Source organism: Frankia sp. BMG5.23, from assembly GCF_000685765.2.
In the GTDB taxonomy this organism is placed as follows: domain Bacteria; phylum Actinomycetota; class Actinomycetes; order Frankiales; family Frankiaceae; genus Frankia; species Frankia casuarinae.
On the sequence record NZ_JDWE01000006.1, the window covers coordinates 1 to 20,511 of the forward strand.

General features: G+C 70.9%; 19 protein-coding genes and 2 riboswitches. Of the genes, 17 read left to right on the forward strand and 2 right to left on the reverse strand.

The window, feature by feature from the left end:
• Positions 1 to 69: 69 nt before the first annotated feature.
• Together BMG523DRAFT_RS04130 and BMG523DRAFT_RS04135 are read right to left on the reverse strand one after the other, a co-directional pair.
• Entirely contained in the window at positions 70 to 789 is a 720-nt protein-coding gene (locus BMG523DRAFT_RS04130) for a CAP domain-containing protein (RefSeq protein WP_051623767.1), read from the reverse strand.
• A 308-nt stretch (positions 790 to 1,097) separates the two neighbouring features.
• Entirely contained in the window at positions 1,098 to 1,697 is a 600-nt protein-coding gene (locus tag BMG523DRAFT_RS04135; RefSeq protein WP_023840672.1) for a DedA family protein, read from the reverse strand.
• A 233-nt stretch (positions 1,698 to 1,930) separates the two neighbouring features.
• Between BMG523DRAFT_RS04135 and fbaA the strand changes: the two genes are divergently transcribed.
• From fbaA to BMG523DRAFT_RS04225, 17 genes are all read left to right on the forward strand, one after another.
• A complete protein-coding gene (gene fbaA / locus BMG523DRAFT_RS04140; RefSeq protein WP_011438718.1) occupies positions 1,931 to 2,968 on the forward strand; it encodes a class II fructose-bisphosphate aldolase in 1,038 nt (345 codons plus the stop codon).
• Between the two features lie 905 nt (positions 2,969 to 3,873).
• Positions 3,874 to 4,108, forward strand: a riboswitch (cyclic di-AMP (ydaO/yuaA leader).
• A gap of 6 nt (positions 4,109 to 4,114) precedes the next feature.
• Entirely contained in the window at positions 4,115 to 4,792 is a 678-nt protein-coding gene (locus BMG523DRAFT_RS04145) for a transglycosylase family protein (RefSeq protein ID WP_011438719.1), read from the forward strand.
• Between the two features lie 473 nt (positions 4,793 to 5,265).
• A riboswitch (cyclic di-AMP (ydaO/yuaA leader) is annotated at positions 5,266 to 5,455 on the forward strand.
• 2 nt (positions 5,456 to 5,457) lie between these two features.
• Positions 5,458 to 6,177 (forward strand): transglycosylase family protein, encoded by a 720-nt coding sequence (locus BMG523DRAFT_RS04150; RefSeq protein ID WP_011438720.1) that lies wholly within the window; start codon positions 5,458 to 5,460, stop codon positions 6,175 to 6,177.
• Between the two features lie 85 nt (positions 6,178 to 6,262).
• Positions 6,263 to 6,697 carry a DUF3151 domain-containing protein gene (locus tag BMG523DRAFT_RS04155; protein ID WP_023840671.1) on the forward strand — a complete coding sequence of 145 codons (435 nt, stop codon included), beginning with the start codon at positions 6,263 to 6,265 and terminating at the stop codon, positions 6,695 to 6,697.
• Between the two features lie 91 nt (positions 6,698 to 6,788).
• On the forward strand, positions 6,789 to 8,072 hold the full coding sequence (locus BMG523DRAFT_RS04160) for an adenylosuccinate synthase (RefSeq protein WP_011438722.1): 1,284 nt from the start codon (positions 6,789 to 6,791) through the stop codon (positions 8,070 to 8,072).
• 179 nt (positions 8,073 to 8,251) lie between these two features.
• Positions 8,252 to 9,082: a hypothetical protein gene (locus BMG523DRAFT_RS04165; protein ID WP_235186880.1), complete on the forward strand. Its 831-nt coding sequence runs from the start codon at positions 8,252 to 8,254 to the stop codon at positions 9,080 to 9,082.
• Between the two features lie 338 nt (positions 9,083 to 9,420).
• The gene (gene purD / locus BMG523DRAFT_RS04175; protein WP_011438724.1) at positions 9,421 to 10,731 is read left to right on the forward strand and encodes a phosphoribosylamine--glycine ligase; all 1,311 of its coding nucleotides are present in this window, start codon (positions 9,421 to 9,423) and stop codon (positions 10,729 to 10,731) included.
• A gap of 3 nt (positions 10,732 to 10,734) precedes the next feature.
• On the forward strand, positions 10,735 to 11,259 hold the full coding sequence (gene purE / locus BMG523DRAFT_RS04180) for a 5-(carboxyamino)imidazole ribonucleotide mutase (protein WP_011438725.1): 525 nt from the start codon (positions 10,735 to 10,737) through the stop codon (positions 11,257 to 11,259).
• Positions 11,256 to 12,563, forward strand: a complete 1,308-nt coding sequence (purB, locus tag BMG523DRAFT_RS04185; protein WP_043590470.1) for an adenylosuccinate lyase — start codon at positions 11,256 to 11,258, stop codon at positions 12,561 to 12,563. The genes purE and purB overlap by 4 nt, the downstream gene beginning before the upstream one ends.
• 97 nt (positions 12,564 to 12,660) lie before the next feature.
• Positions 12,661 to 13,572 carry a phosphoribosylaminoimidazolesuccinocarboxamide synthase gene (locus BMG523DRAFT_RS04190; protein ID WP_043590473.1) on the forward strand — a complete coding sequence of 304 codons (912 nt, stop codon included), beginning with the start codon at positions 12,661 to 12,663 and terminating at the stop codon, positions 13,570 to 13,572.
• Positions 13,573 to 13,679: 107 nt separating this feature from the next.
• Positions 13,680 to 14,081, forward strand: a complete 402-nt coding sequence (locus BMG523DRAFT_RS04195) for a hypothetical protein (RefSeq protein ID WP_023840669.1) — start codon at positions 13,680 to 13,682, stop codon at positions 14,079 to 14,081.
• Positions 14,082 to 14,281: 200 nt separating this feature from the next.
• A complete protein-coding gene (gene panC, locus BMG523DRAFT_RS04200) occupies positions 14,282 to 15,427 on the forward strand; it encodes a pantoate--beta-alanine ligase (RefSeq protein WP_011438729.1) in 1,146 nt (381 codons plus the stop codon).
• Between the two features lie 2 nt (positions 15,428 to 15,429).
• Positions 15,430 to 15,912, forward strand: coding sequence for an aspartate 1-decarboxylase (panD, locus tag BMG523DRAFT_RS04205; RefSeq protein ID WP_011438730.1), 483 nt, complete (start codon positions 15,430 to 15,432; stop codon positions 15,910 to 15,912).
• Positions 15,909 to 17,609, forward strand: a complete 1,701-nt coding sequence (locus BMG523DRAFT_RS04210) for an L-aspartate oxidase (RefSeq protein WP_011438731.1) — start codon at positions 15,909 to 15,911, stop codon at positions 17,607 to 17,609. The genes panD and BMG523DRAFT_RS04210 overlap by 4 nt, the downstream gene beginning before the upstream one ends.
• 44 nt (positions 17,610 to 17,653) lie before the next feature.
• Complete coding sequence (gene nadC, locus BMG523DRAFT_RS04215) at positions 17,654 to 18,649, forward strand: carboxylating nicotinate-nucleotide diphosphorylase (protein ID WP_236707286.1); 996 nt, start codon at positions 17,654 to 17,656, stop codon at positions 18,647 to 18,649.
• Complete coding sequence (locus tag BMG523DRAFT_RS04220; RefSeq protein ID WP_011438733.1) at positions 18,649 to 19,401, forward strand: type III pantothenate kinase; 753 nt, start codon at positions 18,649 to 18,651, stop codon at positions 19,399 to 19,401. The genes nadC and BMG523DRAFT_RS04220 overlap by 1 nt, the downstream gene beginning before the upstream one ends.
• Before the next feature lie 192 nt (positions 19,402 to 19,593).
• A complete protein-coding gene (locus BMG523DRAFT_RS04225; protein ID WP_011438734.1) occupies positions 19,594 to 20,511 on the forward strand; it encodes an SGNH/GDSL hydrolase family protein in 918 nt (305 codons plus the stop codon).

Genomic DNA, 20,511 nt, shown 5'->3' on the forward strand with positions numbered 1-20,511 from the left:
GGAGGATCGAGGTCGGGTGCACCTCCCGGGATGCCACGGGCCGGTCGCGCCCGGCAGGTGGGCCGGCCCTCACGGCGTCCCGAAGTCCTGGGTCCAGTAGGTGCCGTACCTGCCGCCCGTCGCGTAGCCCACGCCGATCCGGGTCAGCGAGCAGGTGAGGATGTTCGATCGGTGCTCCGGGCTGTTCATCCATCCGCGCATCACCTCGGCCACGGTGCGCTGACCGGCGGCGATGTTCTCGGCGGCGATGGAGAAGGAGAAGCCGGCGGCGGCGATCCGGTCGAAGGGCGAGCGACCGTCCGGGCTGCCGTGGCCGAAATAGCCGACCGTGGCCATGTCGACGCTGTGTGCCTGGGCCGCGGCGGCCAACCGCAAGTCGACGATCAACGGAGGACAACCGGCCGCCCGGCGCTCGAAGTTGGTCGAGGTCGCGACCTGACCGACCAGGCTCATCCAGGAGGCCGGCAGGTACGGCGGGTGGGGGGATGCGACGGCCGGGGCCGACGCGGACGGAGCAGTCACCGGCGCGGCCAGGGCCAGAGCCGCCGCCCGCGCGGCGGCCAGCTGATCCGGACCGGCCGGGCGAGCGGTGGGCGGAGGCTCGGCCCCGGGTCCGGTCGGCGCACCCCGATCCGCGATCCGACCCGCGATCGACGTGGGGGGGACCCCGGCCGCCACCCCGACCACGCCCCGATCCGGCTGCGTGCCGGCGCGGCCGGCCAGGCGGTCACCGTCACGCGGTGCCGAATGACCACCCGCGAGCAGCACGACCGTCAGAACCGCGGTCAAGGCCCCTGCCGCGCTGCAGAGGACGGGGCCGGCGCGACGCCGTCCCGCATGGTGCCGCCCGTGCTGTCGAAGCATCGAATCCTTCGGTGGTCGGACCCCGACCGCGTACCTGGATCGATCAAGGTTAGCCGGCCATAGCCAGAAATTGCCATAGGAAAGGGAATTGATCGTCCAATGTGATCTGGTCGTAACGTCGTGGAGACTACCGGTCCACGGATCTCCCGGCATGATCCGGCGCCGCGGGGCACTGACGGACAACATCCCTGCGCTCCTCGCCCGCCCCCTCGGCGCTCCTCGCCCGACGCGGACTACCGCGGCCCCTGGTCGGGGAGCCGGCCCGATCGCCGGCGCAGCAGCTCGCCGGCGATCCCGGCGATGACGGAGATGACGATCACTACGAGCGCGATCCACACCGCCGCGTCCCGCAGCCCAGGAATGGCGGCCGCCGTATAGCCCAGAAGGATCAATCCGGTCCCCCAGACGAGCGCCCCGAGCACGACCGCGATCAGAAAGCGGGACCATGACATCGCCACGGTCCCGGCGAGTACCGGCGCGAACGTCCTCGCCCACGGCACGAAGCGGGCCGCGACCAGGGTGATCGGCCCGAACCGCCGGTAGAATTCCTCCGTACGGGCCAGCACCGTGGCGTGCCTGCGTTCCAGGTACGGCCGGCCGAGACGATGCCCGGTGTAGTAGCCCGCCGCCGCCCCGACGGTGGCTGCCGCCGCGACCCCGATCGAGAGGACCGCGACGGACACGTTCGACGCCGCGTCCGCCGCCATCAGCCCGGCCGCGAAGAGAATGGTGTCACCCGGAAGCCAGAACCCGATCAGGATCCCGCTCTCGACGAAGATGACCGCGAAGAGGACGACGTACAGCGTCATCCCGGACAGGCTGCCGACGTCCACTCGACCAGTGTGCCGGCCCCTGGTCGGCACCCGCCGACCAAGTCGGCGGGGACCACATCGCGCGGATCCGCACCGCGCCGGCGACGTCAGCCGCATCCGACCCCGGGACGGGGCAAGGCGTCATACCCTTCGCCCATCAGGAGTCCACGGCGGGCTTCGGCCCGATCCGGCTGCCCTGCACCGCGGGTGCATGGCTGATCGGCGCCCCTACAGGTTCGTAAGGAGCCCCACCGATGCCCATCGCCACGCCAGACGTATATGCCGAGATGCTCGACCGGGCGAAGGCCCAGTCCTTCGCCTACCCCGCGATCAACGTGACCTCGTCGCAGTCCCTGAACGCCGCGCTGCGGGGCTTCACCGAAGCCGGCAGTGACGGCATCGTGCAGGTGTCCACCGGCGGTGCCGAGTACCTGTCCGGCTCGACGGTGAAGAACATGGTCCTCGGCGCGGAGGCACTGGCCGAGTTCGCCCACCACGTCGCGAAGGCGTATCCGGTCAACATCGCCCTGCACACCGACCACTGCCCGGCCGACAAGCTTGACACCTACATCCGCCCCTTGATCGCGATCTCGAAGAATCGGGTGGCCCAGGGACGCGAGCCGCTCTTCCAGTCGCACATGTGGGACGGCTCGGCGGTCCCCCTCGAGGAGAACCTCAAGATCGCCGAAGAACTACTCGCGGACGCCGCCGCCGCGAAGATCGTTCTCGAGGTCGAGATCGGGGTCGTCGGCGGCGAGGAGGACGGCGTCGTCGGCGCGATCGACGAGAAGCTCTACACGACGCCGGAGGACATGTGGCGGACGGCCGAGGTGCTCGGCACCGGCGCGAAGGGGCGCTACCTGCTCGCCGCCACCTTCGGCAACGTGCACGGTGTGTACAAGCCCGGAAACGTCAAGCTACGCCCGACGATTCTGCACGAAGGACAGGAGTACGTCGCCAGGAAGCTCGGGCTGCCAGCCGGCGCGAAGCCGTTCAACCTCGTCTTTCACGGCGGTAGCGGGTCGGCTCTCACCGAAATCCGCGAGACCCTCGACTACGGGGTGGTCAAGATGAACGTGGACACGGACACCCAGTACGCATTCACCCGCCCCATCGTGGACCACGTGTTCAAAAACTATGACGGCGTTCTCAAGGTGGACGGTGAGGTCGGCGTGAAGAAGGCGTACGACCCGCGTACCTACGGAAAGCTCGCGGAGAGCAGCATGGCGGCCCGCGTCGCCCAGGCGTGTGAGGACCTCCGTTCCGCCGGCACCAGCCTCGGGCGGGCATAGTCGGGCCCAGGAGCGCACGCCGGCTGGCGGGATCGGTTCGTCGGATACCGGCCGCTTGTCCGCCGGCCGGCGGACAAGCGGACAGATAGCCGCCGGCCGCGAACGGGCAACCGAGCAACCGCCGCCGCTCGTCCGAGGACATTCTCCGGACCCCTCGGTCCGACCCTCTCCATCATTTCCGGCGGACGGAACGACCGGCACGCGGCGGACATCCGACCCGCCCCGGTCCGATGCACGACCCGCCGATTTCCCGTACTATGCCGGCCCGCGCGGTCCCCCGGTCGCTCCGACGGCTGGGGGACCACTGTTTAGCGGGCGCGGCATCCCGCTCCTCGCGTAACGCCGCCCCCGCCGGCAACCAGCAGGTTTCGGCCAAATGAGCGGACACGCACCGGACCTTCGGTAACCGTTCACCTACCGCCCCACCCCCAGGGAACCCCTTCGCCCACTGTGGTGATCCGACGGGCGCTTTTCACAGTCGGTGTCCGATTGAATCCGCCGTGTGCAAAAATCACAACGCCGCAAGTTACCGCCCGATTTCCGTTGTTTTTCTCACAAAAACAGGCTTCAATGGACGAAGCGTAGTATCAGGCCGATCACTCGCGTCGATCTCGTAGCAGGGCCGTCACGCCTTTGTCGACATGTCACGCATCTGGCCTGATGTGGGACTCTCCGCTCATCGTCGACCATCGGCAAACAGGGTGATCGGCCGAGCACAAATGCCTCCGCACGCCGTACCGCCAGGTTGATGAGCGGGCGCGCACGCGCGATACCAGGCCGCCAGTTCCTACTCAAGCAGGCGCGCCGAGTGTGCTCTTTTTCACGCACCCTATTCAATGCTTGGCGACTCGCCGGGCGGCGTGGTTATGGTTTTCGCCGTGCCCGGCAACAACGTCGGGCATTCGTCGGGCGGCACGCCGAATCCTGCCCCTGGCCGACGATTTCTCGAACCGGGCGGCAGGAACGGGGGACCCATCTCCGAGTATCGAAAGGATTCGATGCTCTCGGGGTGAAGCCATGTGCGACGACCACCCGGAAAGGTATTTCCGGTGCGGCTTCCGTCTCCAGGGATCCCTGGCACGGCCGGGCAGTTCCCAGCCCGAATCCGACAGCTCACCTCGCAGGCGTGGGGAAGGACCACAAGACATGTCCGACGCACGTATCAGTGGCCGACAATGCCGCGCCGGTACCCGCAGCCGGGCCCGGGCCCTCGTGGTCGCACCAGTACTCGCGGCGGCGGTGGGCGGCACCTTCGCGCTCAGCCAGCCGGCCGATGCGGCCACCACCTGGACGGGCCTGCGGCAGTGCGAGTCCGGCGGTGACTACACGACCAACACCGGCAACGCGTACTACGGCGCTTACCAGTTCTCCGCCAGCACTTGGCACAGCCTCGGCTACGGCGGTCTGCCGCACCAGGCTTCCCCGGCCGTCCAGGACGAGGCCGCGCTCAAGCTCGCCCGACGGTCCGGCTTCGGCCAGTGGCCGGCCTGTGGCCGCGGGATGGGCGCCGACCAGCTCGCGGGCGGCTCGTCGAGCTCCTCGGGCCAGGCCTCGCGCACGACGGAACGCCGCGAGCTGACGGTCAGCCCCATCTCCATGAGCACCCCCGTATTCACCCGTAACCTGACGACCGCACTGGCCAGGCAGGTACGTGACGACGTGCGGGCCTGGCAGGCCCGCGTCAACCATCTGGGCTATCCGATCACGATCGACGGCCGCTACGGACCACGCTCCGCCGCAGTCGCCCGCGCCCTGCAGGCCGCCAAGGGACTCGCCGTCGACGGCATCGTCGGCCCGGCGACCTGGCGGGCCACCTTCCGCTGATCCTCCCCATCAGCCCCATCAGCTCCATCAGCTGATCCATTCGCTCCGCCCCCGTGGCGGAGGGACGACCGCCGCGGGAACCGGACATCCCACCCCGGCGACACCGGTCAGGGGATCTCACCTCGACGACGGGCTGGCCCGACCTGTCTCCGGACGATCTCCGGTTGACGGCCCGTACGGGCCGGCCCGTACAACCCACCACCAGCATCACCAGGACCGCACCCTGACCGGCCTCCGGCAGGGCCGATCTTCGGCAGAGCCGATCTTCGGCAAGGCCGACGAGGAACAGCAGGACCAGCGAGCCACCTGCGGAACCTGTATGGAAGTGGCACGATTCGCGCGATCCTCACTGGTTACTCCGGACCACCCCGGTTTGCGCTCCATGAGCGGTTCTCGCTAGAGTGCCGCTCACTCGCCTCGTCGGCGAGGCCGCCCGGACGGACGCCGAGTCCTGCCCCCGTACGAGCGGCCGGAACGAACATCGACCGCAGCGGGCAGGAGTGGGGGACCCACATTTCGGGCGCCGCAAGCGGCGTCCTTGGGGTAAAGCCGGTGCGTCCCGGCCCATGGTGGAGAGCGGTTCCCACCCGGGGTCGGATCCTCCGGCCGGGCCATCCCAGCCCGCACCCGACAGCTCACCCCGCAGGCGACGGGATTGGACTGACATGCCCTCTGGGCGTCGTGGCGGCAGACATCGAGCACCGCAGGCCCCATCGCCCGCCGGTCGCATCCTGCGCACCACCGGCGCGGTCACGGCCATCGTCGGCAGCGGCCTCGCGGTCACCGCGGCTCCGGCGGGCGCGGCCACCTCCGACGACTTCGCCAAGCTCCGCCAATGCGAGTCCGGCGGCAACTACGCGGTCAACACCGGCAACGGCTTCTCCGGTGCCTACCAGTTCGACGACCAGACCTGGCACGGGCTCGGGTACTCCGGCCGCCCGTACCAGGCATCGCCCGCCACGCAGGACGAGGCGGCCGCGAAGCTCTACAACCAGCGGGGCTGGCAGCCATGGCCGTCCTGCTCGGTCAAGATGGGCCTGACCAACAACGGCCCGGCCAGTGTCCCGGGCGGCTCCGGTGACGTCATCCAGCAGGCCATCACCCCGGTGGAACCCCCCATGACGCTGGACCGGGCCCGCCGGGAGATGGGGGACGGCTCGTTCAGGGGCACGGTCCTCGACGCGTCCCTCAGCGACGACGTTCGCCCGGACGCCTTCGTCTGGCAGGACAGGATGCGTCAGAAGGGCTTCGTACTCACCGTCGACGGCAAGTTCGGACCGCAGTCGCAGGGCATCGCCGCGCTGTACTCGTACCTCACCCGGGTGAGCGACGGTCAACCCGGGGTCGTCGGCCAGAATCTGTGGAACGTCAGCGTCAGGGCCTGACCGACCGGTCACCGTGCGCGCAGGGCAAGCGCGTCCGGGGTGACCTCCATGACGTGTGCGGCCGGTCGTCGGGCAGGATGCACTCATGACGACGCCGTCCACCTCGGGAAAGCCCAACCTGCTCTCCGGTCCGCCGCCGACGCTCCTGCCCTCCGACGCGGCCGCGACCGATGCGCTGGTCGCCGGTGATCCGCCGGATGCCGTCGCCGCCCGGCTGCCCGCGTTCAGCGTGCCTTGGGCCGCGCTCGCCGAGCTCGCGCTCACCGGCGGACGACCCGTCGAGGCCTATGCCTACGCCCGCACGGGCTATCACCGCGGCCTCGACGCCCTGCGCCGCTCGGGCTGGAAGGGCAACGGGCCGATCCCCTGGTCACACGAACCCAACCGCGGGTTCCTGCGTTCGCTCGCCGCTCTCGGTCGGGCGGCCGCGGCCATCGGGGAGGCCGAGGAGGCCACCCGCTGCCGGACGTTCCTGGCCGACAGCGATTCCGTCGCTGCCAGTGAGCTCGGCTTCACCTGACAGTGAGTTCATCAGGCCGCGTCGGTGGTGGAGACCAGCGAGGATGCCGCAGCCGGCCCCACGACCCCGCCATCCCTAGTAACCTCGCCCGGTGCCTGCTCTTGTCCTCATCGGTGCCCAGTGGGGCGACGAGGGAAAAGGAAAGGCGACCGACCTCCTGGGCGGCGCCGTCGATTACGTCGTCCGGTACCAGGGTGGCAACAACGCCGGCCACACCGTGGTCATCGGGGCGGAGAGTTACGCGCTCCACCTGATTCCCAGTGGCATGCTGCGGGCCGACTGCGTTCCCGTGATCGGCAACGGGGTCGTCATCGACCCGGGCGTGCTGCTGGCCGAGATGGACGGGCTCACCGCCCGCGGCATCGACGTCTCCCGGCTCCTGATCAGCGCGAACGCCCATCTGATCATGCCCCATCACCGGGCGCTGGACCGGGTCATCGAGCGTTACCTGGGCAAGGCGCGGATCGGTACCACCGGTCGCGGCATCGGTCCCACCTACGGCGACAAGGTTGCCCGTACGGGCATCAGAGTGCAGGATCTCCTCGACCCGGGCATCTTCCACAAGAAGCTCGAACTGGTGCTACGGGAGAAGAACCAGGTCCTGGCCAAGGTCTACAACCGGCGCCGGATCGAGCTCGACGAGGTGGTCGAGGAGTACGCCGACTACGCGAAACGCCTGCAACCCCACATCGCCGACACCGGTCTGATCCTCGACCGGGCGCTGCGCGCGGGCAAGGTCGTGCTGCTCGAAGGCTCCCAGGGCACCCTCCTCGACGTCGACCACGGCACCTACCCGTTCGTCACGTCATCGAACCCGACCGCCGGCTACGCGGCCACCGGCGCCGGCATCGGCCCGACGAGGATCAGTCGGGTGATCGGCATCATCAAGGCCTACACGACCCGGGTCGGCGCCGGCCCCTTCCCCACCGAACTGGACGACAAGGTCGGAGAGGAGCTGCGCCGCATCGGCGGGGAGTTCGGCGTGACGACCGGCCGGGCGCGGCGCACCGGCTGGTTCGACGCCGTAATCGCCCGCTACGCGGTGCGGGTCAACGGCCTGACCGACCTTTTCCTCACCAAACTGGACGTCCTGTCGGGCTTCGACCGGGTGCCCATCTGCGTCGGCTACGACCTCGGCGGCGAACGGGTTGACGAGATGCCCATGACCCAGACCGAGTTCCACCACGCCAAGCCGATCTACACCGACCTGCCCGGCTGGCACGAGGACATCTCCGACGTCCGGTCGTTCGCCGACCTGCCCGGCGCCGCGAAGGACTACATCAGGGCGTTGGAGGAGTTCTCCGGCGCCCCGGTGTCGGCGGTCGGCGTCGGTCCCGGGCGGGACCAGACGCTCGTCATCAATGACCTGGTCTGAAACGACTGGTCCGGAACGGACCTGATCTGATCCCGCCCGGCGCGGGCCGAGATCCGGTCGGTTCCGGTTGCACCCGGAAGCATTACCGTCGACGCTTAGGCGGTCACGCAAAGCAATGACGTCCGGGGGTGGTGGCGGTGGCCGTTGTCAGGTCCCGGCCGTCGGATGACGATCCTTCCATCCCCGGGCGGACACCGCTGTCGCTGCCGGAACCGGCCGAAGCCCCGCAACCGGCCCGTTGGCCACCAGCCGTGAGACGCGGTTACCTGCACCCGACCGACTCCGACGCCTGGCCGGTCGGGTTCTCCCCCACCGGCGAGGCTCTGCCGCAGACCCTGACCGACGTGCTGCTGCGGGGCAGCCACGCCATCCGGAGCTCGAAGCGGGCCGAGGCACAGCGGCTCGAACGCGCCGCGGCCGTCGCCAGTCACGTCGACGCCCAGATCCGTGACTTCCTGGACTTCTGCGCGGCCGAACACCTGGTACCACCGGTCACGGTGCGGGCGACCCGCACCGCGCCGCACCGCGCGCCGGCGCGGTACCGTGCCGGGCGGCCGCTGCCCGCGCTGGACCTGAGCGAGGGCGGGGCGACACGGGCGACACGGGCGGTCACGGACCCGGCGGCCCGGGCCGACCCGGCGGATCGGGCGGACCGGGCGGATCGGGCGGACCGGGCGGACGCGGGTGAGGCGGCCGTTGACCCCGGTCGCCGCCGGCGTTGGCCGGGACGGCGGGAACGGCTGCAGGCGTGGCCGCTGCTGTACTGGCGCTGCGAGAACTTCCCGGCTGCGGGGCGGTCGCTGCACCTGTTCGTCGAACCGGGTGGGCGCGCCTTCGAAGGCCGCGACGATCCCGCCCCGCTGACCGTGCTCGGCCGGGAGGTCCGGGTCTGGCCGGTCGACGCCGCCGCCATCGTCGCGGGCATGGCCGAGGTGGACGCACGCCGCTGCGCGCTGCACCTGGTGCACGGCATGGCCCACCTGCTCTGGCGGTCGGGTGTCGGGCTGTAGTCGCTCAGCGCGGATCGTCCCAGGTGATCGGCCGGGAGTCACCGGCACCGACCGGGCACGACGCGCACGATGATCAGCACACCCGCTACTGTGGAACCGTGACCCGACCGAACTGCGACGACGCGATGCCCCAGACGGGGTTCGCCGGTTCGCGATGGCACCCGCGCCCGGTCCGGATCTCCGTCCCGGCGCCGCGCGCCAGGGACAACCGGTGACGGCCGCCACCGACCCTCGCGTCCCCCGCGCACGGCCGTGGCGGCGACGCGGCCCGCTCCGCCGGCATTACCGGGAATTCGCCGCCGCGCACCGGGCCGCTGCTTGCGTCGCGAGGTGAACTGATGAAGATTCTTGTTGTCGGCTCCGGCGGCCGTGAACACGCGCTGTGCCGGGCGCTCGCCCGCGATCCCCGGGTCGGCTCGCTGGTCTGCGCGCCCGGAAACGCCGGAACCGCCGAGCTCGCCGAGCCCCGCCCGCTCGACGTCGCTGACCCGGACGCCGTCGCCGACCTTGCTGAGGCGGTCGGCGCGGACCTCACCGTCATCGGTCCGGAGATGCCGTTGGTAACCGGGGCCGCCGACGAGATACGCGCCCGCGGTCTCGCGGTCTTCGGCCCGAGCGCGGCCGCGGCCCGGCTGGAGGGCAGCAAGGCGTTCGCCAAGGAGGTCATGCGCGCCGCCGGGGTGCCCACGGCGGCCTCTCGCGACCACACCGAGATCGAGCCCGCCCTGGCCGACCTGGACGTCTTCGGGCCACCGTACGTGGTGAAGTACGACGGGCTCGCCGCCGGCAAGGGCGTCACGGTGACCGAGGATCGCGACGCGGCCGTCGCCGCGGTCCGCGCGAGCCTGCGCGGACCGGACGACCGGGTTGTCCTCGAGGAGTACCTCGACGGGCCCGAGGTCTCCCTGTTCGCCGTGGTGACCGAGTCCGGCGCGGTCCTCCCGATGCTGCCGGCGCAGGATCACAAACGGGTCGGCGACGGCGACACCGGCCCGAACACCGGGGGGATGGGCGCGTACACCCCGCTGCCCTGGGCCTCGCATGGCCTGCCGGCGAAGATCGTCACCACGGTGATCCGGCCGACGGTGGCCGAGATGGCCCGGCGCGGCACCCCGTTCACCGGTCTGCTCTACGCCGGGCTCGCGCTGACCACCCGCGGGCCGCGGGTGGTGGAGTTCAACGTGCGCTTCGGTGACCCCGAGGTGCAGGCCATCCTCGCCCTGCTCACGACGCCGTTGACGGACGTGCTCTCCGGCCGGCGGGCACCGGTGTGGCGCTCCGGCGCGGCGATCAGCGTCGTCGTCGCCGCGCACGGCTATCCGGCGGCCCCCAGGCTCGGCGACCCGATCCGCGGGCTCGCCGCCGCCGGCGCGCTGGCCGGCGTCGACATCCTGCACGCCGGTACCCGCAGGGAGCCGGATGGTCGGGTCGTCTCGGCCGGCGGCCGTGTGCTGTCCGTCACGGCCATCGGCTCCAACCTGGAGTCCGCGCGAGGATCGGCCTACGAGGCCGTCAGCCGCATCTCGCTGCCCGGCGCCCATTACCGCACCGACATCGGAGATCCGTCCCGGATGCGCCACGCGGCCGACGTCCGTCGAACGGACGTCGCGTCCGGCGAGGATCCCGCAGGACATAGAAAGAAGGAGTAGACCGTGTCGCAGAGCACCCCCGGGCCGGATCATCCCCAGGTGGCGATCGTCTTCGGATCACCGTCGGACACCCAGACCATGAGCAAGGCCGGCGCCACTCTGGAACGCTTCGGTGTGCCCTACGAGCAGGTGTCGCTGTCGGCGCACCGCGCGCCGCGCACCCTCGCCGACTACGTGGGTCAGCTACGGGCCCGCGACATCTCGGTGGTCATCGCCGGGGCAGGCCTGGCCGCCGCGCTGCCCGGCACCATTGCGGCCCTCACCACGCTGCCGGTAATCGGCGTGCCGATCTCCGGCGGGGCGCTGGACGGCATGGACTCGCTGCTCGCCATCGCGCAGATGCCGCCGGGCGTCCCGGTCGCGACCGTGGGTCTGAACAACTCGACGAACGCGGCGATCCTGGCGATCCAGATCCTGGCGCTGGCCGATCCCGATCTGGGGCTGAAGCTGGCCGCGTTCAAGGACGAGTTCGAGCAGGCCGCGGCGGACGGGCTGAGCGCGGCGGCCGCGGCCGGCAGCCAGCCATGATCGGCCGGTACACCCTGGCGGAGATGGGCCGGGTGTGGTCGGAGGCGCACAAGTACGAGCTGTGGTGTCGCGTCGAGGTGCTGGTCATGGAGGCGCACGCCGCCGCGGGCCGCATCCCCGCCGATTCCATCGAGCCGGTCCGGGCCGCCCCCGCTCCGACGCCCGAAGCCGTCGCCGAGGTGGAGGCCGTCACCCAGCATGACGTCATCGCCTTCCTGACCGCCTGGGCCGACCGCACCGAACCCCGGTCCGCCGCCGCCTACGTGCACTTCGGCATGACCTCCTCCGACCTGCTCGACACGGCGCTCGCGCTGCAGCTGGTCGAGTCGACCGACCTGCTGCTCGCCCGGGCGGACACTCTCGTCGCCGCGCTGCGCGACCTCGGCCTGGCCCACCGGAACACCCTGCGGGTCGGCCGGACGCACGGCATCCACGGCGAGCCGACGGTGTTCGGGCACCGCGTCGCGGACCTGGCGTTCGGGCTCGCCCGCTGCCGCGACCGGCTGCGCGCGGCCCGCGCGGACGTGGCCGTCGCCAAGATCTCCGGCGCGGTCGGGACGTACTCCAACATCGACCCCGACGTCGAGGCCTACGTGGCCGACAAGCTGGGCCTCACCGCGGCCCCGGTGGCCACCCAGGTCGTGCTGCGCGACGGCATCGCCTCCTGGGTCGCGGCGCTGGCCGGGCTCGCGACCGTCTGCGAGGCGGTCGCCCTGGAGGTCCGGCACGGCCAGCGCACGGAGGTCCGGGAGCTGTCCGAGCCGTTCGGCTCCGGGCAGAAGGGCTCCTCCGCGATGCCCCACAAGAAGAACCCGATCATGTCGGAGCGCATCGCCGGGCTCGCCCGGATCGTCCGGGCGCAGTACGTCCCGGTGCTGGAGGGCGTGCCGCTGTGGCACGAGCGCGACATCTCCCACTCCTCCACCGAGCGCATCGCGCTGCCGGATGCCGCCACCGGCGTCGACTACCTGCTGCACCTGACGACCCGGCTGGTCACCGGGCTGGTCGTGGACACCGCACGGATGCGGGCGAACCTCGATGCCACGGGCGGGCTGGTCTACACCTCGGCGGTGCTGCTCGAACTCGTCGAGACGGGGCTGTCCCGCGAGGACGCCTACGCTGTCACCCAGGCGGCGGCGATGGAGACCTGGCAGACCGGCGTGCCGTTTTGGGAAACGCTGCGCAAGCACGCCGGCGACCGCGGCCTGCCCCTGGACGAGGCCAGGCTCAACGAGGTGAGCCGGCCCGAGCGCTACACCGAGCGCCTCGGCTCGGTCTTCGACGCCCTGGCGGCCCTCACCTGACCCGCACCCCCGCACCTGACCCGCCGCGCAGCCGCGCAGGCATGGCGCGGTGCCCCGGCCGGCAGGTGCTGTTGTTCTCCCTGGGTACGGTCTGTCTATGCCGCTGACACATGAGGAATTCGCCGGACTCACCCACCTGGGTTCGGGCAAGGTCCGGGAGCTGTTCGCGGTCGGGGACGACGCCGTGCTGCTGGTCGCCAGCGACCGCATCTCGGCGTTCGACGTGGTCCTACCGACCGAGATTCCCGACAAGGGAGCCGTTCTCACCGGGCTTTCGCTGTGGTGGTTCGACCAGCTCGCCGACCTGGTCCCGTCCCACGTCGTCAGTTCGAACGTCGACGAGTACCCGGCCGAGCTCACTCCGTACACGGAGCAGCTGCGTGGCCGGTCGATGCTGTGCCGACGCCTGAACATGGTGCAGATCGAGTGCGTCGCCCGTGGTTATCTGACCGGCAGCGGGCTGAAGGACTACCAGCGCACCGGCGCGGTCAGCGGGCATCCCCTACCCACCGGGCTGGTGGACGGCAGCAAGCTGCCGGCACCGATCTACACGCCGTCCACGAAGGCGCCGATCGGTGAGCACGACGAGAACATCAGCCGGGCCGACGCGGCCGGCCGGATCGGCACCGAGCTTGCCGCCGAGCTCGAGCGGCTGACCCTGCAGATCTTCGGCCGGGCCAGTGTCCTCGCAGCCGAGCGCGGCATCCTGCTCGCTGACACCAAGTTCGAGTTCGGTCATGACACCCAGGGCACGCTGCGGCTCGCCGACGAGGTCCTGACCCCTGACTCGTCCCGGTTCTGGCCGGAGGACACCTGGCGGCCCGGGGCCTCCCAGCCGTCCTTCGACAAGCAGTACATCCGTGACTATCTGACGAGTACCGGCTGGGACAGGACCGCGCCGGGGCCGGAGCTGCCCGCGGACGTTGTCGAGGCGACCCGGGCCCGTTACGTGGAGGCCTACGAGCGGCTGACCGGCATCTCCTTCAAGGACTACCTGTCCACCGTCTGACCGCGCTCGCACCGCGAACAACACGAGAAGTTATCTTCTGGGTACTATAAGTTCATCTTAGGTTCTCTCCTAGAAGGAGATCGAGATATCGAGAGAGGTGAGCTGCCATGGCCACGAAGACGGACACCCCGCCACGGGCACGGCCACAGCCGCACCGGGAGGACACGGACACCTCTGCCCCTGAGCGGGACCAGCAGCAGCCGGCCGCGCCCACGGGCCCCGAGCGGTCGTCTGGCACACGCACCTTCACGGTCCGGGCACCGCTACTCACGTCGCGGTTCGAGGTTGGACGAGGTACGAGCATGCAGTGGCCGTCACTGGGCAAGAGCGCCTACTACCTGGGACTCGGCGGGCTCGCCGCGGCCTCAATCATCGAATGGCCGGTCGCGGCGGCGATCGCCGCCGGCACCTACGTCGCGCAGCACACCCGCCCAGGAGCCCCCACGCCCTCCTCCCCCGAGGAGGCCGAGGCCCCTGAGCGGGCTGAGCCCACGCACGCCGGGGCCTGAACTCCGGTGGACTCGCCGCCCCCACGAAGTGGCGCATAACGTCATAAAGCAACAAATTGCACCTTCCGGCGTGAGCAGAGGGCTTCGTTCGGGACGATCGCCCGAACGAAGCCCAGCTCACAGGGGAGGGCGGCAACCATTGCAGCCGAGTTACAGTTGCCAACGACGTCCGGTACCCCATCCGAGGACTGGAACGGATCATGACTACTGTTTCCTCCACCACGCCCGGCCGCCCATCGACGGAATCCCGCGATCAGGCGGCCACCGCCACGGTCCCCTCCGCAAGGAGCATTGCCCCCTCCGCCCGGCCCAGCACGCTCCCCGGCTCGTCCCGTCCCGTCCTGGCCAGAGACCGGGCCGAGCTGCGCGCCGGGCTCGCCGCGCTCGACCGGCAGGCCAACATCGCCCGGCGGGGTGAGGGCGGTCCGCCCGCGCCGGACGACGCGCCCACTCGGGCGGCAGCCGGGCACCCGCGCCCGACCAGGGCCGTCGTCATGACAATGGGAGCGCTGCACGAGGGCCACGCCTCGCTGTTGCGCGCCGCCCGGGCCCAGGCGGACCAGGTGGTTGCCACGATCTACGTTAATCCGCTGCAGTTCGGCGCGGGTGAGGATCTCGACCGGTACCCGCGCACCCTGGCCGCCGATCTCGACGTGTGCGCGGGGGAGGGGGTCGATCTCGTCTTCGTCCCCCGGGCGATCCACGACCCGCCGCCGCTCGTCCGGTTGCAGGCCGGGCCGCTCGGTGAGCTGCTTGAAGGCGCCGCCCGTCCGGGCCATTTCGATGGGATGCTGACCCTGGTGGGGACCATGCTCCACCTGGTCCGTCCGGACCTGGCGTTCTTCGGGCGCAAGGACGCCCAGCAGCTGGTCTGCATCCGCCGGATGGTCGCGGACCTCGCCTTCGACGTCACCGTGATCGGCGTGGAGACCGTGCGCGAGCCCGACGGCCTCGCGATGTCGAGCCGGAACGTCTACCTGACCCCCGACCAGCGGCGCAGCGCGCTCGCGCTGTCCCGAGCGCTCGCCGCCGGGGCACGGGCCCAGGCGGGCGGGCGGGACACCGTGCTCGCGACCGCGCGGGAGGTTCTGGCCGCCGCGGACGGGGTGGACGTGGACTACCTCGCCCTGGCCAGCCCCGACGATCTACGTCCGGTCCGGAGCGGTCCCGCCCTGCTACTCGTCGCCGCCCGGGTGGGCACCACCCGCCTGATCGACAACATCGATCTCGTCCTGCCTCCGGAATCCCCGGCGCCGGCCCCCACCGGAACTCCGGCATCAGCCGGATCCCCCGCCGTCACCCCCCGACCGGACCGTCCCGCCGACCGCGATCACCCGGGAGCCTGACCGTGTTGCGCACCATGCTCACCGCCAAGATCCACCGTGCCACGGTCACCCAGGCCGATCTGCACTACGTGGGCTCCGTGACGATCGACGCGGACCTGCTGGCCGCCGCCGACCTGCTGCCTGGCGAGCAGGTCACGATCGTCGACATCAACAACGGCGCCCGGCTGGAGACGTACGCCATCGCGGGACCGGCGGGAAGCGGGATCATCGGTATTAACGGTGCCGCGGCGCGCCTGGTCCAGCCGGGCGACCTAGTGATCATCATTGCGTACGGGCTCATGGACGACGCCGAGGCGCGCCGGCACGTCCCGAAGGTGCTGTTCGTCGACGCGGCAAACCGGATCATCGGGCACGGCGACGACCCGGCCGAACCGCTCCCCGGCGACCCGTCGAGCCTGCGTGGCGACATCCCGGTCGACATCCCGGTCGACATCCCGGTACCCACAGCCGCGGCGGCGGTCCGATCGGCCATGGCTACGCAGTGACCGTGCTACCTTGCCGGCTCGGCGCGCCCCGCCCGGGATGGATGCGCGCCGCGGACGTCGTCGTCATCGGTTCGGGCATCGCCGGGCTCACGACGGTCCTGCACCTGCGCCGGGCGCTGCCCGCCGCCCGGGTACTGCTGGTGACCAAGGCGCACCTCGACGCCGGGTCGACCCGGTGGGCGCAGGGTGGGATCGCCGCCGCGCTCGCCGCGGAGGACTCGCCCGATGATCATCTTGCCGACACCCTGGTCGCCGGCGTCGGGCTGTGCGACGAGGACGCAGCCCGAGTGCTGGTCCGCGACGGACCGGCGCGGGTGCGTGAGCTCGCCGAGCTCGGCGCCCGGTTCGATCGGACCACCGACGGCTCGTTCGCCCTCACTCGGGAGGGCGGCCATCTGCGCAACCGCATCATCCATGCGGGTGGGGACGCCACCGGCCTGGAGGTGGAACGCGCCCTGATCACCGCCGTCCGGGCCGATGAGAGCATCGAGGTCATCGAACACGCCCTGGTCCTCGACCTGCTGCTCGACTCCGACGGCCGGGCCGCCGGCGCCACCCTGCACGTGCTGGGGGAGGGCAGCCGGGACGGCGTCGGCGCGGTGACGGCGGGCGCGGTGGTCCTGGCGACCGGCGGGATGGGGCAGATCTTCGCGTCGACGACCAATCCCGGCGTCTCCACCGGGGACGGGGTGGCGCTGGCTCTGCGCGCGGGCGCCGTCGTCGCGGACCTGGAGTTCGTCCAGTTCCACCCGACCGCCCTGTGGCTACCCCCGTCCAGGCCGGGCGCCGTCGCCGAACTGCTCGGGGGCCAGCAGCCACTGGTCAGCGAGGCCATGCGGGGGGAGGGTGCCGTTCTCGTCGACGCGGCCGGCGAACGGGTGATGGCGGGCGTCCATCGGCTGGCCGACCTCGCGCCGCGCGACGTCGTCGCCAAGCAGATGTCGCGGGTCATGGCGGCCCAGGGGGTCGATCACCTGTTCCTGGACGCCCGGGGGCTGGGCGCGGCGACCATCGAGCGGCGGTTTCCCTCGATCACCGCGCGCTGCCGGTCCGCCGGCATCGATCCGGTCGCCAGGCCGATCCCCGTCGCGCCGGCCGCCCACTACGCCAGCGGCGGGGTGCGCACGGATCTGTGGGGCCGCACGAGCGTGGCCGGCCTGTACGCCTGCGGGGAGGTGGCCTGCACCGGGGTGCACGGCGCCAACCGGCTCGCGTCGAACAGCCTGCTGGAGGGGCTGGTCTTCGCCGCACGCATCGCGGAGCACCTGGCCGGCACAGCGCCCGGCGGCCGGCACCGCGTCGCCATCCCCGCCGCGCCGGTGGTCGGTCGCGGCAGTGGTCTGACCGACCCCGCCGAACGCGCGGAGCTCGCGCGCGCGATGACCGACGGTGCCGGGGTGCTGCGCAGCGCGGACAGCCTGCGGGCGACGGCGAAGGTACTGGCCGGTCTCGGGGACCTGCGGGTCAGCGGGGCGACGGTCACGGCCGGGCCGCCGGCCTGGGAGATGACCAACCTGCGCACGGTTGCGACGGCCCTCGCCGCCGCCGCCGCCAGCCGGACGGAGACCCGCGGGTCCCATTGGCGAGAGGACTTCGGTGAGCGGGACGACGAACACTGGCTCGGCCGGATCCTCACCCGGCTCAATCCAGAAGGGGAACTGATCGTGGACGTCGAGCCCATGCGCGGCTCGCGGTGAGCGGTTCCGCGCCCGGCTCCGTCTGCGGGCCCGGTTCCGCCGGTGTGCCCGGCGGACGGCTCTCGCCCGCCACCCGCAGTGCCCTCGCCTCGGCCGGCCTCGACCCGGACGGGGTGGTGGCCCTGGTCGGCCGCGCGCTCGTGGAGGACCTCCCGGTCTGGGAGGAGAACGAGGTGACCGGCCAGATCGGCGCGGTCGACGCGACCTCCGAGGCGACGGTCGACCCCGCTCTCGTCGGGCACGGCGCCATCGTCTCGCGGGCCGCGGGCGTCGTCGCCGGCCTGCCGGTCGCCGCCGCCGTCTTCGAGAGCCTGCTCGGGCCGGCCGCGACCGTCACCCTGACCGCTCGCGACGGCGACCCTGTCCCGCCGGGTACCACGGTGGCCTACGTCAACGGGCCGGTCCGCGGCCTGCTCACCGCCGAACGTACCGCGCTGAACCTGCTGTGCCACCTGTCCGGGATCGCCACCCTGACGCGGGCCTGGGTCGACGCGGTCGCCGGCACCGGCGCGATGATCCGCGACACCCGCAAGACGCTACCCGGCCTGCGCGCGCTGGAGAAGTACGCGGTGCGCTGCGGGGGCGGGGTGAACCACCGCATGTCGTTGACGGACGCAGCCCTGATCAAGGACAACCACGTGGTCGCGGCGGGCGGCGTGGCGGCGGCGTTCGCCGCGGTGCGGGCACGGTTCCCCGGGCTGCCCGTCGAGGTCGAATGCGACACCGTCGACCAGGTCGCGGAGGCCGTCGATGCCGGATGTGATCTCATCCTCTGCGACAATATGTCGCTGGCGGACCTGCGAGCCGCGGTCCAGCTCGCCCGTCCGGCCGGGGTGCGGCTCGAGGCGAGCGGCGGCCTGACCCTGCGAACGGCGGCGGCGGTGGCAGCCGTCGGCGTCGACTATCTCGCCGTCGGCGCCCTGACCCATTCGGCGCCCGCTCTCGACCTCGGCCTCGATCTCGCCCTGGACCCCGATCATCGCCCGGGATCGGCCACCGCGGGCCCACCGATCGAGGATCTGATCGTGGAGGAATCCTGATGCTGCTCGCCATCGACGTCGGTAACACCAACACCGTCGTCGGCGTGTTCGAGGGTGAACACCTCGCCGACTCCTGGCGGGTACGCACCGACCCGCAGGCGACCGCGGACGAACTGGTGCTTCTCTACCGCGGCCTGCTCGGCGAGTACCAGGTCACCGGTGTCTCGATCTGCTCAACCGTTCCCGCCGCGCTTCGAGCGCTGCGCCGGATGGTGGTCCGGGCCTTCCACGACATCCCGGTCGTCATCGTCGAACCGGGGACGCGGACCGGGGTTCCCATCCTCATCGACAATCCGAAGGAAGCCGGCGCGGACCGCATCATGAACACACTCGCCGCGCACCACCTCTACGGCGGGCCGGCGATCGTCGTCGACTTCGGCACCTCGACGAACCTGGACATCGTCTCGGCACGCGGCGAGTTCATCGGCGGAATCTTCGCACCGGGCATCGAGATCGCGCTGGACGCACTCGCGTCCCGGGCGGCCCAGCTCCGTAAGGTGGAACTGGTCGCGCCACGTTCCGTCATCGGCAAGAGCACGGTCGAGGCACTCCAGTCTGGCATGATCTACGGCGTCGCCGGCCAGGTGGACGGCCTGGTACGCCGCATCCGGGCCGAGCTGGACACGGATGCGGTGGCGATCGCCACCGGGGGTCTCGCGTCCGTGGTCATCAAGGAAAGTGAGACCCTTGACCGTCACGAGCCCCATCTGACACTCATCGGCCTGCGTCTCGTCTTCGAGAAGAATATCTGATCCGGTCCCGACCGATCCCGACCGGGCTCGTTCGGGCTCGTTCGGGCTGCCTTACGGCGACCAGGCTAATTACGACGATCGTGCATCTCCGGGGCTTCGGCCGGTCCAGCGGATTAGGCAACCGACTCTGCCGAGCGACAGCCACCGGGTTCGACGGACCGCCCTCCCGCGACTCGGTTACGATTCCGTGCCATGCGGGACCGAATCTCGGGAACACAACCCGGCGTATCGTCACATCCCGGCAGCGGATACTTCACTCATCCCTTTCTTGTCACCGCGATGGCAGCATTCTTGTTCGCCGCGGTTCCGATTACATACGGTTGGAATGATCCGGCTTCGGCCGGTCCGCAGCCCCGTACCCTGGCCGTGCTGGGCGACTCCTACTCCTCGGGAGAGGGCAATCCCCCCTTCGACTCGCTGGCCCCCCGGTGCCGGCGGAGCAGCCAGGCCTGGCCACGACTACTGGGCGGTATGGGATCGGGGGTCACCGTCTCGCTGTTCGCCGCGTGTTCCGGAGCCACCACCGGCGCCCTACACGAGTCATTCAAGGGCGAGAAACCCCAGCTGGCCCAGCTACGTGCACTGGGCCGGGCCCCGGACGTCGTCACCATCACCATCGGCGGCAACGATGCCGGATTCGGCAGAGTCATCTTCAGTTGTTATGCGTGGAGATGCTTCTGGGATGGCAACGACCGCCGCGAGCGCGATCTTGTCACCAAGGAACTCCCGGGTGTCCTGAGCGCCAACTACACGGCGGTGAAGGCCGCCGCCCCGCATTCGCGGATCATCGTGGTCGGCTATCCCTACATATTTCCGGACAACCAACTCAACAACATCTGTACCTGGCTGACCAACAGGGAACGTCGACAGCTGACGAGGCTGAACAGACAGCTCGACCGGGTCATCAGAAAAGCCGCGTCGGATGCGGGAGTGGAGTTCGTCTCGACGGATCGGGTGCTACGCGGTCACGAAATCTGCACACCGGACCCGTGGGTGGCTCCGGTCAATCTGTTCGGACCGACACGTGATCTGAGCGCGCACCCCACCATGCACGGGCAGCAGGCCATCGCCGAGGCCGTCCAGCGCCATCTCGCCATGGACAGCTGGTGA